The following is a 17,505-nucleotide window of genomic DNA, read 5'->3' on the forward strand; positions in this document are numbered from 1 at the left end:
GTTACAACATCAAAAAATCGGTATCATTAATTTAAAAAGCAAGGAAAGAAAGGTGGATATGATGAAAAAAATCAAGATGAACGTTCAAGGACGTGTCCAAGGTGTTGGCTTTCGTTATATGACAAAAATCGTTGCCGATCAATTAGGGATCACAGGCACAGTTAAAAACGAAGAAGATGGTTCGGTGACAATCGAAGCATGTGGCGATGAGGAAACGATCAAAAGATTCATTGAAGAAGTAAAGGATTCTCCAAGTCCTAGTGGTCGCGTACAATACGTTGACTTGCAAGATAATCCGATGATGGAAGAACGAAAAAAATTTGATGTGATCGGCTAATTTACTGATTCTGAATGGACGAAACACGTAAAAGGTAGTTCTATTTACACTATGAGAAGGCTCACATGACTTTAAGAAAGTTTGACGATAAAGGACTTTTTTTAAAGAAACAACGTGCCTTCTCTCTTCTAATCGTCCCTCACTCGTTTGATCGTTTTTGCTTCTGTTTAACCGATGGCTTTTCTCCCTTTCCTTTTTGTGGTTTGACAAATAACTTTTTTATTTTTTTAAGTCCATATAGGTAGGAATCTATGAATTTTCTATAAAGTAGATTGAATTGTGTGTGCTTTTTTAGTATAGTTAATTTTGTGTAAAAATTATAAAAGAGGAAGTATTTTATGAATAAATGGAAAAATTGGGTATTGGGTTCTGGCCTTGTCACAGTCATGCTTTTCTTATCTGGTTGTGTTCGTCTGGATTCAAATGGTAACCCTGACACATCAGGTATCGTGTACCGAGTATTAGTCCATCCAATGGGACAAGCGATTACATATTTAGTGGAGAACTTCAACTGGTCCTATGGTTGGGCTGTTATTTTAATGACAGTCATCGTTCGTATCATCATTTTGCCATTAGGTATTAGTCAATCGAAAAAGACAATGATCCAATCTGAAAAAATGCAAGCATTGAAGCCGCAAGTCGAAGCCGCTCAACAAAAACTAAAAACGGCGACTACTCGTGAAGAACAAATGGCTGCACAAGCTGAAATGCAACAAGTTTATCGTGAAAATGGGTTAAGTATGACTGGCGGGATCGGCTGCTTGCCTCTCTTGATCCAAATGCCGATCTTTTCAGCCCTTTATTTCACAGCTCGTTATACAGAAGGCATTCGTGAATCCTCTTTCTATGGGATCGACTTAGGACACCCTAGTTTTGTATTAGTTGCGATTGCTGGTGCTGCTTATTTACTTCAAGGATATATTTCAACAATCGGTATCCCTGAAGAACAAAAGAAAACAATGCGTACGATGCTTATCGTTTCGCCTGCGATGATCGTCTTCATGTCGATCAGTGCGCCAGCTGGAGTCACACTTTATTGGGTAGTTGGTGGTATCTTTAGTTGTTTGCAAACCTTCATTACAAATGTCATCATGAAGCCTAAATTAAAAGCTCAAGTGGCAGAAGAGTTAAAACAAAATCCACCGAAGCAAGTCGTAACACCTCGTAAAGACGTGACACCTGCGGATAGCGAACAACCAGTGAAGAAACAAGTCAAAGCACCTAAAAACCAAACAGGTCGTAACGCTGGAAAACAACAAAAACGGAAATAACTAAGCATTTCGTTTGTTTCTCAAAATAGCTAAAATAAAAAAGGAAGAGAGAACGCCTCTCCTCCTTTTTTATTTTGTCCTCTGATCATTGACTATTCTTCTCTATATTGCCGAATCAATGGTTCGGATTGAATGAAAATCAGTGTAAACATTTTTCTTTTCACTAGCAGCAACCACTTTCAAGGTCTTTGACCTGTTGTTTGTCATCATTAGATTTTCTTTTTGATCCTCAATAAATCAACTAGTGGATTGACTTTGGTTATCGTTGTGATTGCGAGATAGATCGGACAAGCAATGACGAATTGGATCAGATTGGTTCGGATATTACTCGTTAAATGACCTGTTAAAAACCTGGTGATCAAACACATGATCAATCCAGCAATTATAAACATCCCGATTTTTCTGAGAGAAAAGGTAAACGTCGTCTGTTTCAGAAAAGCTCTTGTTCTTACAACTGTAACAAAACTTTCGGCGAGAATAGTTGAAAATACAACGCCCAAAAAGCCAATAGACGGCAATAGTATGAGATTTGCCACAAGATTGATGATAGCTCCAATGATTACTGAACGATTATACTCTTTAACCTGACCGATTGGCATTAGATATTGTCTAGAAATCGCCATGCCTAAAGGAACGATCACAATCAAAACCGTAAAATATGGAATAATTTGAGTGATGTAGCTAAATTTTTCGCCAAAAAACCAAGGAACGAGCTTGTCATAAACTGTCAACATCCCAAACATGATTGGAATCGAAAAAAACAATTGTAAATGAATCGTTTTTTCCATCGTGCGAACGATTTTCTCCATATTTTTTTTTGCAAAAAAACTTGTCATATGGGGAAGTAAGACGATGTCTAAGGTAGTTATGATCGTGATGAATACGGTATTCAATTGCAGAGAATTGGTAAAATAGCCCACTGCAACACTTCCTAATGTGAAACCTAAAAGTGTCTTATTCAAATTGGTATACAACATGATCGCAATTTGAGGAATAAAATAATCAAAAGAGCCCTTTAAATGACTAAGACTTTTCTTTAAATCAACTTTCGTCAAATGAATGTATTTAGGAATAAAGAACCAGACACTCACTTGTGAACAAACTAAACCTAGTCCTTGAATCAAGGTATACTTTAACGTGTCGTCTTCGTTTTTAATTAAGAAAAGAATGAGAAAAAACGTGACTAGTTGGACTACTAAATTAGCTATACTAGTTTTCTTAAAATCTTCAATTCCCATAAAAAACCAAGATACGTCAAATAATACGGCAAAAATCGCCAAGGATTGGACAAACAAATACGAACGATTATTTAATAAAGAGGCAACAATAAAGTAAGCGACTATGACAATTAAGCTCGCTAATGCCTTAAAAAGCAGAATTTCCCAAAAAACTTCTGATAACGCTTCTTTCTTACGGTTGTAAGTCAAAGTTATTTCCCGGTTCCCGTACATCGTTACCCCTAGCCCCGCAAACAAAACAAAATATTGGACAATTGAAAACGTATAATTATAAAGACCGATCCCACTTGGCCCTAAAGCATTAGAAACGATTGGAATGGTAATAATCGGAAGAATGATTTTCGTCAGTTGAAACAAGCTCTGATAAAAAAAATTTTTGGCTATATTTTTCATTTATTCATCCCGTCTAAAAATATCTCTCGTATAGACTTTTTCGATCACATCTTTTAATTGATGGTCCATCCGATTTGAGACGATCACATCCGATAGTTGTTTGAATCGCGCAAGATCCGAAACGACAGGCGCATGATGAAATTCTTCAACAGGTAACGTTGGCTCATAGACAACCACCGAAACTCCTTGTTCCTGGATTCGTTTCATGACTCCTTGAATCGATGAATAACGGAAATTGTCTGAATCGGCTTTCATCGTTAACCGATAGATTCCCACAGTTTTAGGCTTTTGGGCTAAAATTTGTTCTGCAATAAAATCTTTTCTGGTTGTATTTGCTTCAACGATCGCTTGGATAAGATTGTTAGGCACATCGGTATAATTTGCTTTCAACTGTTTCGTATCTTTTGGCAAACAATACCCTCCATAACCAAATGAAGGATTATTGTAATGAGAGCCGATACGTGGGTCCAGTCCGACGCCTTCAATGATTTGTTTCGTATTTAAGCCTCGTATCTCCGCATAACTATCCAATTCATTGAAGTAAGCCACACGCAACGCCAGATACGTATTTGAGAATAACTTGATTGCTTCCGCTTCTGTTGAATGAGTCAATAAAACTGGGACATTATCTGCTTGCGTATTCTTTTTGAACATATTCGCAATCTCTGTCCCTCTATCTGAACATTCTCCTACAACAATGCGGGAAGGATAAAGATTATCGTACAATGCTTTACCTTCACGTAAAAATTCTGGTGAAAAAACAATATTTTCTGTTTGATATTTTTTCTTTAATTCGGCCGTATACCCTACTGGTACCGTGGACTTAATGATAAATTTTGCTTCTGGACGAATGGCGAGAGCTTGTTCAATGATGCTCTCAATCGATGAGGTATTAAAATAATTTTTCTTTTCATCGTAATCAGTGGGTGTGGCAATAATCAAATAATCACCAAAAAGAACCGCTTCTCGGAAATCCTTAATAAATTCGATTGCTAGGTCTTCTCTTTGAAGAAAATTATGTACTTCACGGTCTTCAATTGGTGACTCCTTCTTTTGTAGTCGTTCGATCTTTTCTGCTACGATGTCATAAGCTTTGACATTCTCATTCTGGCTAAGTAATAACGCATTGGCTAGCCCTACATAGCCTAGGCCGAAAATTGATACGTTCAATTGGTTTCACCTCTATAATTAGTTTTATTAACATAAAAAACACAAACTGGAACGTTATTGGTAGTTCTTCGTTTCATTCGCTTTATCATTCTTCTAAAAAAACAAAGCCATTTACTTTTCCTTTAAACCCAGGCTCATTTCGTCAGTCACTCTTACAAATAATCAAAGCATTCTTGAGGTTAAGAGCTTTTCACCTCATTTTCCCTGTTTAAGTGTTTTTTTTATTTTGTGAAATTCCTTTAGTTATAAAGTTTCATAAAGTTCTGCTACTTGATTGAGGATTACATTTTCGCTGAATTGTTGGATATGAGCAGCAGCGTTCTCGGAATATTTTGTAACAGGTAACGTTCCAGCAAAAAAATCTTGAAGAATATTCACTAGTTCTTCTGACTCTTTGACATCAAACAATTTTCCTGTGTTCTCATCATAGATCAGATCTTTATTGCCTCGTATATTTGAAGCGACTACCGGTAAACCAACGCTCATAGCCTCCATGATCGATACGGGCAATCCTTCTCTTAAAGAAGGAAAGAGAAATAGATCACTCATTTTCATGATCTCAATAATATCCTTACGATATCCGAGTAAACTGACTTTCTTTTCCAAACCTAAAAATTTAATTTTTTGTTCCAGCGTTTGTTTTAAAGGCCCCGTTCCACAAATAAAATAGTGGAAATCTTGATCTTTAAATGAAGCGAGTGCATGAATCACCAGTTCGTGGTTTTTGTTTTTATTCAATTCACCGACTGAAAGGAGTACTTTGGTTGTTGGCTGAGCTAGTGAAAGTACCTTACTTTTTAGCCGTTTATCAACCAAGGTTTTCTCGAACTTTTCGACTTGGATTCCAATCCCCTGAATCAAATGAGTTTGTGTTGCTTTAAATTTTTGTGAAGCAAGCAAATAATCTTCCTGATTAATGGTAATAAGCTTACTTGTATAACGAGATAAGTATTTTTCAACTGGGTAATAGACGAACCAATTAAGCATTGGGGCTCCTTGATAAAAGTGAAACCCGTGTGCCGTATAGTAGATAGGAATATTGATCCGCTTACAAGCAAGTCTTGTCACCATCGAAGCAACTGGCGTATGCGTATGTACGATATCGATATTCTCTTCTTTGATCAGCTGTTTGATTTTCTTATAGGCTAAAAGATTGCTTTTAGCTAATGGATTCCTATTGAATGGTATTTGAAACACAGGTATTTTTTTATCAGAAAAATAAGATGCCAACGGTTGTTCAAGCGCACATGCCACACTCACTTCATGTCCATTTTTGATTAGTTGATCAATATGCGGGATTAAAAAAGCATTGAGTGTATTGGAGATCGTCGTCACATATAAAATTTTCAGTATGGTTCATTCCCTTCAAATTTTTCACTTGTTGGTCCAAAATTTGAGCTAATCCCTTCTTGTTTGAACACTTTAAGGACTGTTTGTAACAAGATCCAAACATCTTTGCCAAACGAATAACTTACAACGTACAAACAATCATACGTAAACTTTTCTTCCCAACTGATCGCATTTCTACCACTGACTTGGGCCAATCCGGTCAAACCTGGGCGAATGTTGTGGCGTTTTCGTTGCTCTTCATTATAAAGTGTCAAATATTCTACCAATAATGGACGAGGACCAACAAAAGACATTTCGCCTTTAAAGATATTCCAAAGCTCTGGCAGCTCGTCAAGACTAGTTGCTCTAAGTAGTTTGCCGAATTTTGTTAGACGAACTTCATCTGGAAGATACGCGCCATGTTGATCTTTCTCGTCTGTCATCGTGCGAAACTTGTACATAAAAAATAATCGTTCATTCTTCCCTGGTCTTGTTTGCTTAAAAATAACCGGTGAACCTAATTTTAATCGCACACACACTGCAAGTATGAGCATCAGTGGTGCAAGCAAAAGCAATAAAAGACCTGAGAAAAAAAGATCGAACGCACGCTTTCCAAAAAGTCGATAAAAGGTTGGTTTACTCATAACGCATCACTCGCTTGATCGTTGCAACGACTCTATTTAACTCTTCATCCGTCATTTTAGTATCTGAGGGAAGACAAACTCCAGAAGAAAAAAGCGATTCTGCAACTTCGCCGCCAATAAAATCAAAAGAGTCAAAAACAGGCTGTAAGTGCATCGGTTTCCAGACAGGACGTGCTTCGATCTGTTCTTTTTCCAATTCTTCAATCAAATAAGATGGATCTATTCCTTCTAAACGAATGACACTCAACCAATAGTTAGGTTCGTTCCAAGAGTTTTCCGGCATAAATTGTATATTAGGAAACTCGGACAATTCTTCTTGATAAAATTGATAGATGGCACGCTTCTTTTGGATTCTTTCATTTAATACTTTTAATTGTCCACGCCCGATTCCTGCTAATATATTGCTCATACGATAGTTATAACCGATTTCTAAATGTTGATAATAACGTTCATTTTCACGAGATTGAGTGGCCCAAAATTTGACTTTTTCGATTTTTGATTGATCGTCAGAGATTAATGCTCCCCCACCTGAAGTTGTGATGATCTTATTTCCATTGAAGGAATAAATCCCATAGTCTCCAAACGTTCCTGTATATTTACCTTGGTAAGTCGTTCCTAATGATTCGGCAGCATCTTCAATCAACGTCACTTGATATTCTTGACAGATCTGCATGATTTCAGCTAAGTTTGCAGCTAATCCATATAAGTGAACGACGATCACCGCTTTCGCTTTTGGATATTTTTCTAAAGCTGCGCGTAAATGGACAGGACTCATATTCCAAGTTTCGGCATCACTATCCACAAAGATTGGGACGGCTCCTTGATAAAGAATCGGGTTGACCGTAGCTGCAAAAGTCAAGGATTGACAAATCACTTGATCTCCTTTCGTGACACCTGCTGCCTTTAATGCTAAATGAATCGCTGCCGTACCTGAAGAAAGCGCAGCAACATGCTTGGCTCCCACATGATCTGCCAGTTCTTGCTCAAAACCATCGACATTGGCACCTAAAGGGGCAATCCAGTTCGTATCAAAGGCTTCTTTGACAAACGCTTGTTCATAGCCTGCTTCACTCATATGGGGCGAAGCTAATAATATTCGCTTTTTTCTCACATCAACTCCACCTTTCAATTATCTTTGCTGGTACCCCCACCCATTTTGAATGATGAGGGATATCTCTGATAACAACACTGCCAGCCCCAATAATGTTGCCATCACCAATCGAACGTTCTTGAATAATCTTTGTACCGACACCCAGTTCATTTTTATCTCCTAAAGTGACTGCTCCCGAAATATTGACATTAGGAAAAATGGCATTGTAACTACCTATAATGGAGTCATGACCGATTGTTGAACCAATATTGATCATATTGAAGTCACCGATTGAAATATCTGCAGTATAGGTCGTGTAAGGCATCAATATGTTCCCAATGCCCAGTTGAACATTTAAGCCAATCAATGCGCTAGGGGCAAACAAATTTGGAAAAAGCAAGTGAGGGTTTTGTCGTAACTGTTCATAGATGTTTTCTTTGACCGTCGGAGCCGCAATCCCAAGAAAAACTGCCATTGGTGTTTTGACTTGAAGCAAGTCAGCAATTTTGCCAATCACAGGTTTTCCTAGAACATCGCTTTGCTCACTTTTACGATCATCGACAAAACCGACCCACTGATACTCATTTTGTTGTTGGAGCAAAAAAGCAATTTCTTTACCAAACCCACCTGCTCCTACTATTATTGCATCCACTCGCTTTCTCCTCTCGTTTCTTTTTTTGATGGTCAAACGTTTTTTTACATGCGATTTGAATAACGTATCCCTATGCAATTTTTGATCGCAGGAATCGTATAATCCAGCACATAAAGCAATGATTTTACTACTTTACTAATAGTACGTTCAGCTTAAAACAGCTAGTTTCTATTGATTAGAAGCATTGGCAAAACGAATCACTTCTCTTGCTAATTGTTTCTCATCTTTTGGCAAATGACGGATAAAATCCATCACTTTTTGATTTGAATAACCTTTGATGTTTCCGACAAAAATTTTTTCATAGACAGCTTCATCGTTTCTCTCTTTATCCAACAGTAGTTCTTCATATAGTTTTTCCCCAGGACGGATACCCGTTTCAAGAATCTCAATTTCGTCTTCACGATAGCCACTCAGGCGAATCATATTTTTGGCAAGGTTGACGATTTTGACTGGTTCACCCATATCTAAAATAAAAATCTCTCCACCTTTAGCCAAGACTCCTGATTGAATGACCAATCGACTTGCTTCAGGAATTGTCATAAAGTAACGTGTCATCCGAAAATCAGTAATCGTGACTGGTCCACCTTGCGCAATTTGTTCACGAAAGACAGGAATCACACTTCCTCGTGAACCTAATACATTTCCAAAGCGAACAGCGGAAAATGTTGTTCCATTTTTTTCGTTCAATCCTGTTACAATCATTTCTGCAATCCGCTTTGTCGCTCCCATCACATTAGGTGGATGATTCGCTTTATCTGTTGAGACCATCACAAAATTTTTGACTTTCGCTTGTTTGGCTGCTTCCGCAACATTTTTTGTTCCAAGAATATTATTTTTTACTGCTTCTTTGGGATTTACTTCCATGAGAGGAACATGCTTATGTGCTGCAGCATGATAAACGATATCTGGGCGATAGTTTTGCATGATCTCATTGATTTTGTCACGATCTTGAATATCTGCAATGAGCGGGACGATTTTTGTCTGCTGATTTTGCTGATTCATGCGGAGTTCCCGATCGATCAAATAAATCGAATTTTCCCCATGTCCTACTAGTAATAATTGTGCTGGGGAAAACTGGATAATCTGCCGACAAATCTCTGAGCCGATCGAGCCACCCGCACCAGTCACAAGAATGGTTTTCCCTGTCAAATGACCTTTGATCGATTCAATGTCCAATTCAACTTCATCTCTTTCTAGTAAATCAACTACGTCAATTTTTTTTAATTTTGTGACACTGACTTTTCCAGAAGCGATTTCTTCCATTGAAGGCATCGTGTTTACTTTGACATGCAAGGATTCTACCATTTGAAAGATATTCCTGATTTTTGTTTTGGATAAGGAAGGAATGGCGATGGTAACGATTTGTACATCATGTTTCTTGATTAGTGCAGGGAGGTCTTTGATCATACCGATCACTTTTTTTCCTGAAAGATATGTATTTTGCTTATTAGGATCATCATCAACAAAACCAATGACATAGGTGTCACTTGCTGTTTTTGATCCAAGTAAGATATTTGCCAAAATTCTACCGCCTTCACCAGCGCCTACGATGATCGTCTTCTTGGCAGTGGCTCTAGGTTGTAGCTTTGTCTGCTTTTTCTCAATGTAAAGACGCCACTCCAGACGGCTTCCCATGATTAAAAGCAAAGACAAAATATAGGTAAAGATCGTTAGACGTAACATATACTGATGATTGATAAAAAACAAGACAAAAAGATTTGAAATCATAGTGATCGACAAAGAAACAAAAATCGCCCTGATTTCTTCTAAATTCATATAGCGATTGATCCTTGTAAAGACTTTAAATAAACTCCCATAAAACAAATAGAAACCTATTGAAACGCCTGTAGAGATGAACATAAAATCCGTTGATACTTCTGCGAATGGCTTCATGAATCTAATTGTAGCAATGTTTGCCAAAAACAACAATAAGCTATCAACTCCTATCAAAATAGCAATCTTTCTTTTTCTTGTGACTTCAAACACCTTTACTCCCCCTAAAATAACCCAAACTTCTTCTTTTTTATCGCTTGATAAGTTGGATAATGAATCTGCTCCCCATTGATTAAATCTTTGGCGACTTGTTTCATTTGCTCAACTTTTTCGTTATTGAAGTCTTTAGCGATTTGTTCATAACATTCTTTTAAACAAAAAGAACGTCGCTCAACACCGTGAGCATCCGAAGCAACCATTTGTACAAGATTGTACTTGACCATTTTTTTTGCTGTTTTTTGGATTTCTTTGCCAAAGCGCCCCAGATAACTTGGCGCTGTCAGCTGTGTCAAACACCCCATTTCTAGATAAGGCAACAAACGATTCGGATCTTTTGCAAAATAAGTATTACGCTCAGGATGCACGATTACTGGTATTTTTCCTAGTTTCAACAGTTCAAAAAAAAGGTTCTTTGCATATAACGGTACTTCTAATGTAGGAAATTCAATCAACAGATAAGTATCATTTAAATCTGTAAAAAGAAGTTCATCTCGGTGAAGCGCTTCAAGCAATTCTCCAGTAATACGAACTTCTTGACCTTCTAATAACACCAACGGTAAATTTCTTTTATCCAGTTCTTTTTGTAAAGTGGCGACTAGGGGAATGACTTTTTTCTTTTGATTACAATACTTGCCATTGTTATGGTGCGGTGTACATAGAATATGAGTAATCCCTTGTTCAACCGCTTTTTCAGCCATTGCCAGGCTTTCTTCCAGGTTTTGCGCACCATCGTCAACTGCTGGTAATAGATGACAATGTAAATCGATCATTCCCTTTACCTCCTCTTTATCATTCATAATAATAACTTGTATCTTTGCTTTGTTCGACTCCGTTATAAACAATTCCCAGTACCTTTGCCTGAGCCATCTCTAATAATTTTTTGGCTTTCACAACTGCTTCTTTTCGTGAAGTCTTTTCACGTACTACCAGAAGCGTACCATCTGCCTTTGATGACAAGATTTGAGCATCTGTCACAGTTACAATCGGAGGCAAATCAAACATCACGATATCATAGAGCTGACTTGCTTCTACCATTAGTTGATCCATTCTTTTCGAGCTTAACAGCTCTGATGGATTAGGAGGAATCGGTCCACTTGGTAATACCGATAATTCCTTGATTGCCGTTTTTTGGATCCCTTTACTGATCGTTTCAGTTGAACTGAGTAGATTACTTAACCCATAATGATTATTTATTTGAAATGCTTTGTAAATAACTGGTTTTCGCATGTCAGCATCAACTAATAACACTTTCTGACCAGCTTTTGCAAAGACAACAGCCAGATTTGCAGCCGTGGTCGATTTCCCTTCACCTGGTCCAGATGACGTGACCACGATCGTTTTGACTTGTTGATCATTGATTGAAACAAATTGGATATTGGTTCGAATCGTTCGGTAGTGCTCAGCCGCTGCTGATGAAGGATTAGTTAAAGTAATCAAACGAATCGGTTGAAGTAGTGTTTCTTTTTGTTTTATGACACGTCGCATGTTTTCCCTCCTACACTCTCGAACGAGCTCTACGAGAAGCTCTCGCTTGTTCACCAGTTTCATCGTTTATTGTCACCGGTGCGTTGTTGTTTTTGTCATTTCTATTGAAATCTTTGGCAGTCATTTCTGGTACCGTCCCTAAAATTGGAAACCCTATGACCTCCGAAAGATATTTTTCATCTTTCACAGTCTGGTCGAACAATTCCAATAACAGAGCTATCCCCATGCCAATCATCAGACCTAAAATAAGGCCAAGGGCAATATTTATTTTTTTATTTGGTGACACCGATGTTCCGTCCGCAACCGCTTCAGAAATGATCGATATTTTATCGACATTCATCACATCTTTTGCTTTCGTTTGAAACACCTCAGCTGTGGTATTCGCAATTTTCTGAGCATTATCTGGAATCGAACTAATCGCTTGGATAGAAAACATTTGTGAATTTTCGGATTGATTCACTGTGATTGCTTGTTTGATTTCTCCAACCGTCATTGCTAGCTGATCTTGCGTTTCTAATTGATCTTTCACTTCACTTAAAACTAAGTCACTAATGATCATATCTTTGTAGGTGTTAATCATTTGTAAATTCGTATTCACATCATTGACATTCGTAATATTTGACTGAGGCAACGTGACAATCAATTGGGCTTGTGAACTAAACTTGGGTGTTAAAATAAAGAATGTAACGAAACTTGCTACCGCCAAACCAACTAACGTTGAAATAAATAAGGTCAACAAACGCTTACGAAATACTCCGATGATCTCTTTTATACTAATTGTCTCTTCCATTTCTCTCCACTTTCCTGTTACTTTCCTAAATTCATTTTTCTTTTAACACATGACATCCTGCTGATGTTACTTGTTCTCATAAAATATACTCATTTCAGTGAAGCTTCGTGAGACTTCCATCCTATGAACATACTTAGATAATAAAATGACATCGATTTCTAAAAAAATTTTTAGTTTATCATTCAGATGATAATTATTATCATCTAGAGTAAGATACTGGATCCCATCGTTTTAAAAACTTTTTATTCCCAAAAAAATAAATCGTTACTTTATCTAATCGCTTCCAAATCACGGGAAATTTGCTAATTTCATTAGACAAGTAAAGAATTTCTACCTGAGACCCTATTTACTATTATCCCATTCATAACAAGCTTTTCTTGTTATGAATAACAATTTTTCTATATTAATTATACCTAACTTTCATTTTTAAATAAAGGATGATTTAAAAATAACAAAAACTATGCATTTCACTCAATAGCACTGACCGATTGTTCTCTTTTTACCAAAAAATGTCATATTGTTCTGATTCGTGAAAGAAAAGTCGCTTATTGCTAGATAGCATGAATAAAAACGATATACACTACATAAAAAGAGTCTGAGGTATTAAGACCTTAAGCTTACTTTTTACACTAAAATGAGTAATTGCTATGAAAGCATCCACTCTGATACTTTCACAATCTTATCGACGGCGTTCAAAGATCTGCACTTCGGTAATCAGTCAAAAAATAAGCCGAAGCATTTAAAAATAGAAGAAACTATTTTCGGATGCTTCGGCTTATATCTCAGAGCTAGACTTGTCATAACGCTTGTTTCAAATCAAGTTGGCAAAGGGCTACCTGATTTATTTAGTGATAATCTGATCTAAGCTTGCTATTGATAGTGCCATTTCAGCAATTTGTTTCAGCTGTGCCAAACGATTGTTACGGACAGCAGGATCGTCTACCATGACCATGGTTTGGTCAAAATACGTTTCGATCAATGGACGTAAAGCAACAAGTTGATCATAATCTTCTTTCAGCGTTTGTGTACCAAATTGTTTTTTCATTTCTGCTACCGCTTGATAAAGTGCTGTTTCAGCTTCATTTTCAAATAACGCAGGATTAATCTCTGTTGTCGTTGTTTCTTGCGCTTTCTTCGCTAAATTAACCACTCGAGTCAATGCTTCCATCGATGGCTTAAACTCTTCCTCATCTAAACGTTCTTTAAACAGTTGAGCTGCTGCAAAAACTTTTGTCAAATCGCTTTGTTTTGCATTTAAAACTGCATCAATCACATCGTGTCGGATTTGTTTTGTAGTTAGTAACTGACGGAAACGTCCTTTGATAAAATCAATGACTGCCTGTTGTCCATCCGATAACTGGACGCCAAAACGTTCTTGATCTTCATTGATTGCCTGGTCGATTTCACGTTGTAAACGAACCAATGGAAATGCCCAATTTTTTGCTTCGATGATGCGGACAATCCCATACGCTTGACGACGAAGAGCATACGGATCATTTGACCCACTTGGGATCATTCCAACTGTAAAGAAAGAGAAGATACTATCTAATTTGTCTGCAATCGCTAATACTGCACCAATTTTGGTTTCTGGTAAGTCACCTTCACTTGAAATTGGCAGATAGTGTTCCTTGATAGCTGTTGCTACAGCTGATGTTTCGCCGTGTAATCGCGCATATTTTTCACCCATGATCCCTTGAAGCTCTGGAAACTCACCTACCATGTTGGTCACTAAATCAAATTTATAGATTTCAGCAGCACGTTGTAAATCCGTTAACTCTTCTGGTGATAAGCCGACAGATTTACCTAAAATACGAGCAATAACTTGTACTCGTTGCATTTTTTCGTAGATGCTTCCAATTTTTTCATGGAATGTCACTGATTTTAATTTATCAACAAAAGTCTCGATTTCAATCTTTTTATCTTCATTGTAGAAAAACTCTGCATCTTCTAAACGAGCAGTCAATACTTTTTGATTTCCACGGATCACGTTTTCTAGTTTGACACGATCCCCATTTCGAGCAGAAATAAAATGTGGCAAGAGTAATCCTTGGTCATTTCTTACTTCAAAATAACGTTGGTGCTCCTTCATTGAAGTAACCAATACTTCTTCAGGGACAGACAGATATTTTTCTTCAAAATCGCCAGCAAAAACTGTGGGATATTCGACTAAATTATTCACTTCTTCTAATAACTTTTCGTCTAAATCGATCGTCCAATGGTTTTTCTCTGCTAATTCTGTTGCTTGTTGGACAATCATTTCTTTTCTTTTATGTGGCGCAGCTATCACGAATTGTTCTTGTAATTTTTCTTCATACTCATTGGCATGAGCGAAACGAACTGTTTCTCCTAAGAAACGATGACCACGTGATGTGCGATCTGTTGTAACATCTAAAATCTCGAAAGGAATCACTTCATCATCTAGTAAAGCAACAATCCAATGAATAGGACGAATATATTCAAAGTCAAAATTTGCCCAATGCATCGTAACAGGAAATGTCAAACTTTTGATGACATCTGCAAGTCCAGTTAATACTTCTTTCGCTGGTTGTCCATGTGTATATTTGGTTACGTACACATACTCTACACCTTTCAGCTCTTTAAAGGTAATATCGTCAGTCGTCAAACCTTGACCACGTACAAACCCTTCTGCGGCTTTCGTCCAATTTCCATCTGAATCCAATGCGATTTTTTTAGCCGGACCCTTTAATTCTTCTTCGCTATCTGCTTGACGTTCTGGGATATTGGTTACTTTGATCGCTAAACGTCTTGGCGTTGAAAAAGTTTCGATTGTATCATAAGACAATTGGTGTTCATCTAAAAACTTTGCTGTTTTTTGTTCCAGTTGTTTCATGCTTGGTGTAACTACATGGGCAGGCATTTCTTCCAACCCGATTTCTAAAAGTAACTCTTTTGCCATGTTATTCAGCCTCCTTAACCGTTTCTGGATTTGCTGTGTTTTTATTCAATAAAGGAAATCCTAATTTTTCACGCTCTGCCACAAAAATCTTTGCAACAGATTTTGCCATATTTCTGATGCGTGACAGATAGCCAGCTCGTTCTGTAACAGAAACTGCCCCACGAGCATCTAATAGATTGAATGTATGGCTGCATTTTAAAATGTAATCATAGGCAGGATGAACTAAGTTTTCATCAATGCATCGTTTGGCTTCTTTTTCAAAACGATCAAAATTACTTAATAATAGTTCTTGATCACTGACTTCAAATGAATATTTGGAGTGTTCGTATTCAGGCTGTTTGAAAATCTCCCCATATTTTACGCCATCTGACCATTCAAGATCATAGACACTTTCTACTTCTTGGATGTAGGATGCCAAGCGCTCCAAACCATAAGTAATTTCAGATGTCACTGGTTTACATGGCAGACCGCCGACTTGTTGGAAATACGTGAATTGTGTAATTTCCATTCCATCGAGCCAAACTTCCCAACCAACACCGGCACAGCCCATCGAAGGGTTTTCCCAGTTATCTTCGACAAACCGAATGTCGTGTTCCAAAGGATCGATCCCCAATAAACGTAAACTTTCTAAATAAAGTTCTTGGATATTTTCAGGTGATGGTTTCATCACTACTTGGAACTGATGATGTTGATACAGACGGTTCGGATTTTCCCCATAACGACCATCGGCTGGGCGACGAGAAGGCTCTACGTATGCTGCATTCCAAGGCTCTGGTCCAATTGCTCGTAAAAAGGTATATGGGCTCATTGTACCTGCCCCCTTTTCTGTATCATAGGCTTGCATCAACATGCACCCATTTGATGACCAAAATTTTTGTAACGTCAAGATCATGTCTTGTACAGATAATTTTTTGCTCATTTAAAATGACTCCTTCCACTTCTAAATAGTTTGCTGAGAATTTGAAACAACAAAAAGTCCCTATGCTTGTCTAAACAAACATAGGGACGAATAACTTCGCGGTTCCACCCTACTTCCGAAAATTTCGGCAGCTTCATTGTCAGTACTCCCAAGTGCCTCTTCAAAAACCGACAGCATTCGGCTCACACCCTCCCGAACTCGCTTTTGCTACGTATTTTTTACTGATCTTGTTCAACGTACTTTATTCTTTTATTTAGCCAATCAAGTTTTTGTACAAAACTCTCATTTATCTAGGTTCCATAATAGACGTATAGTTAGGCTTTTGTCAAATAGTTTTGAATGTTGATTGAACATTCTACTCACTTTGTTGATTTTCAGAAGCACTTTCTCCTTCCGGATCAGGCTTTTTTAGGACATGTTCCCATGATTTCATTTGATCAATGAACTTTTTACTTTTTAGATGAATCCCTACGTATTCTTCGTATAACTGGTCAATCAGTTGCCTGATCGTTGCCTTGGTTTCGTCTTTTAAATTGATCCCTGTGATCTTATCATAAGAAATAGCAGAGAACATACGCACGAAATAAACAGCTCTTGGATCTGCATGATAACGACGGTGATCCATTGACCAATGTTCTTCGCATAGCACGCCTCCATATTTGGAAGAATAATCAAATTTACCTTGTGTTTTGCCACACACCACACAATGGGTCCAAATCGGTGCAATCCCAAAGCGTTGCAATAATTGTACCTCAAAGATGTTAGTGATGATTTCCGCGTCGTCCCCCTGATCCATCCGTTGCAATGCTGCTTGTGTAAATTGAAAAAGATGGGGATCATATTGATGGTCTTCGATCGCTGCATCCACTAAGTTTAACAAATACGTGCCGTAACCACTTAAAAAAATGTCTTCTTGAATTTTTCTAAAGGAGTGAACATCTTTTACGCTGGTTATAAACGAAAGTCCTTCACTTTTAAACGTACCGATGTAGATTCCTTCAGTAAAAGGGAGTAGTGCAGGGGCTAATGGTTGGTTTTGCCGGTGAATTCCTTTGACATAAAACATCAGTTTCCCCGCAGACTCAGTAAAAATTTTCACTAATTTGTCTTTTTCTTTATAATTTCGACTGGACAATATGATCCCTTTTGATTCGGCTAGCTGGCTCATTTTTTTCGCCCCCCTTTTAGAAAAAGAATAAGGAAAAGAAAAATCATTCACTGAATCATTTTCCTTTCCCACTTATTCTACTCATTTTCTTGTCTTCTGACTTTTACACG

Annotated in this window: 15 protein-coding genes; 2 read left to right on the forward strand and 13 right to left on the reverse strand. The window is 37.6% G+C overall.

Translation table 11 applies throughout. The features are described 5' to 3' along the window. Nucleotides 1-61: 61 nt before the first annotated feature. Together IGL28_RS09405 and yidC are read left to right on the forward strand one after the other, a co-directional pair. Nucleotides 62-337 carry an acylphosphatase gene (locus IGL28_RS09405; protein WP_010718509.1) on the forward strand — a complete coding sequence of 92 codons (276 nt, stop codon included), beginning with the start codon at nucleotides 62-64 and terminating at the stop codon, nucleotides 335-337. 338 nt (nucleotides 338-675) lie between these two features. Continuing rightward, nucleotides 676-1,608 carry a membrane protein insertase YidC gene (yidC, locus tag IGL28_RS09410; RefSeq protein WP_010718510.1) on the forward strand — a complete coding sequence of 311 codons (933 nt, stop codon included), beginning with the start codon at nucleotides 676-678 and terminating at the stop codon, nucleotides 1,606-1,608. 209 nt (nucleotides 1,609-1,817) lie between these two features. On the opposite strand, the gene IGL28_RS09415 is transcribed toward yidC, so the two are convergent. From IGL28_RS09415 to recO, 13 genes are all read right to left on the reverse strand, one after another. Further along, nucleotides 1,818-3,239 (reverse strand): oligosaccharide flippase family protein, encoded by a 1,422-nt coding sequence (locus IGL28_RS09415; protein ID WP_010718511.1) that lies wholly within the window; start codon nucleotides 3,237-3,239, stop codon nucleotides 1,818-1,820. Then, entirely contained in the window at nucleotides 3,240-4,409 is a 1,170-nt protein-coding gene (locus tag IGL28_RS09420; protein WP_081128021.1) for a nucleotide sugar dehydrogenase, read from the reverse strand. Between the two features lie 243 nt (nucleotides 4,410-4,652). Further along, nucleotides 4,653-5,744, reverse strand: coding sequence for a glycosyltransferase family 4 protein (locus tag IGL28_RS09425; RefSeq protein ID WP_081128023.1), 1,092 nt, complete (start codon nucleotides 5,742-5,744; stop codon nucleotides 4,653-4,655). 11 nt (nucleotides 5,745-5,755) lie between these two features. Beyond that, a complete protein-coding gene (locus IGL28_RS09430) occupies nucleotides 5,756-6,382 on the reverse strand; it encodes a sugar transferase (protein ID WP_081128025.1) in 627 nt (208 codons plus the stop codon). Next, a complete protein-coding gene (locus IGL28_RS09435; protein ID WP_053766592.1) occupies nucleotides 6,375-7,493 on the reverse strand; it encodes a DegT/DnrJ/EryC1/StrS family aminotransferase in 1,119 nt (372 codons plus the stop codon). The genes IGL28_RS09430 and IGL28_RS09435 overlap by 8 nt, the downstream gene beginning before the upstream one ends. A gap of 1 nt (nucleotide 7,494) precedes the next feature. After that, nucleotides 7,495-8,124, reverse strand: a complete 630-nt coding sequence (locus IGL28_RS09440; protein ID WP_010718516.1) for an acetyltransferase — start codon at nucleotides 8,122-8,124, stop codon at nucleotides 7,495-7,497. Nucleotides 8,125-8,292: 168 nt separating this feature from the next. Then, nucleotides 8,293-10,110: a polysaccharide biosynthesis protein gene (locus tag IGL28_RS09445; protein WP_010718517.1), complete on the reverse strand. Its 1,818-nt coding sequence runs from the start codon at nucleotides 10,108-10,110 to the stop codon at nucleotides 8,293-8,295. 11 nt (nucleotides 10,111-10,121) lie between these two features. Continuing rightward, complete coding sequence (locus tag IGL28_RS09450; RefSeq protein ID WP_063627381.1) at nucleotides 10,122-10,886, reverse strand: tyrosine-protein phosphatase; 765 nt, start codon at nucleotides 10,884-10,886, stop codon at nucleotides 10,122-10,124. A gap of 19 nt (nucleotides 10,887-10,905) precedes the next feature. Then, nucleotides 10,906-11,601, reverse strand: coding sequence for a CpsD/CapB family tyrosine-protein kinase (locus IGL28_RS09455; RefSeq protein ID WP_010718519.1), 696 nt, complete (start codon nucleotides 11,599-11,601; stop codon nucleotides 10,906-10,908). Between the two features lie 10 nt (nucleotides 11,602-11,611). Beyond that, nucleotides 11,612-12,391, reverse strand: a complete 780-nt coding sequence (locus IGL28_RS09460; RefSeq protein ID WP_010737948.1) for a YveK family protein — start codon at nucleotides 12,389-12,391, stop codon at nucleotides 11,612-11,614. An 841-nt stretch (nucleotides 12,392-13,232) separates the two neighbouring features. Next, nucleotides 13,233-15,308, reverse strand: a complete 2,076-nt coding sequence (gene glyS / locus IGL28_RS09465) for a glycine--tRNA ligase subunit beta (RefSeq protein WP_010718521.1) — start codon at nucleotides 15,306-15,308, stop codon at nucleotides 13,233-13,235. Between the two features lies 1 nt (nucleotide 15,309). After that, nucleotides 15,310-16,227: a glycine--tRNA ligase subunit alpha gene (gene glyQ, locus IGL28_RS09470; protein WP_010718522.1), complete on the reverse strand. Its 918-nt coding sequence runs from the start codon at nucleotides 16,225-16,227 to the stop codon at nucleotides 15,310-15,312. Between the two features lie 355 nt (nucleotides 16,228-16,582). Further along, on the reverse strand, nucleotides 16,583-17,395 hold the full coding sequence (recO, locus tag IGL28_RS09475) for a DNA repair protein RecO (protein ID WP_081128188.1): 813 nt from the start codon (nucleotides 17,393-17,395) through the stop codon (nucleotides 16,583-16,585). Between the last annotated feature and the right edge of the window lie 110 nt (nucleotides 17,396-17,505).

This window comes from Enterococcus sp. AZ077 (genome assembly GCF_051714965.1).
Taxonomy (GTDB): Bacteria; Bacillota; Bacilli; order Lactobacillales; family Enterococcaceae; genus Enterococcus_B; species Enterococcus_B hirae.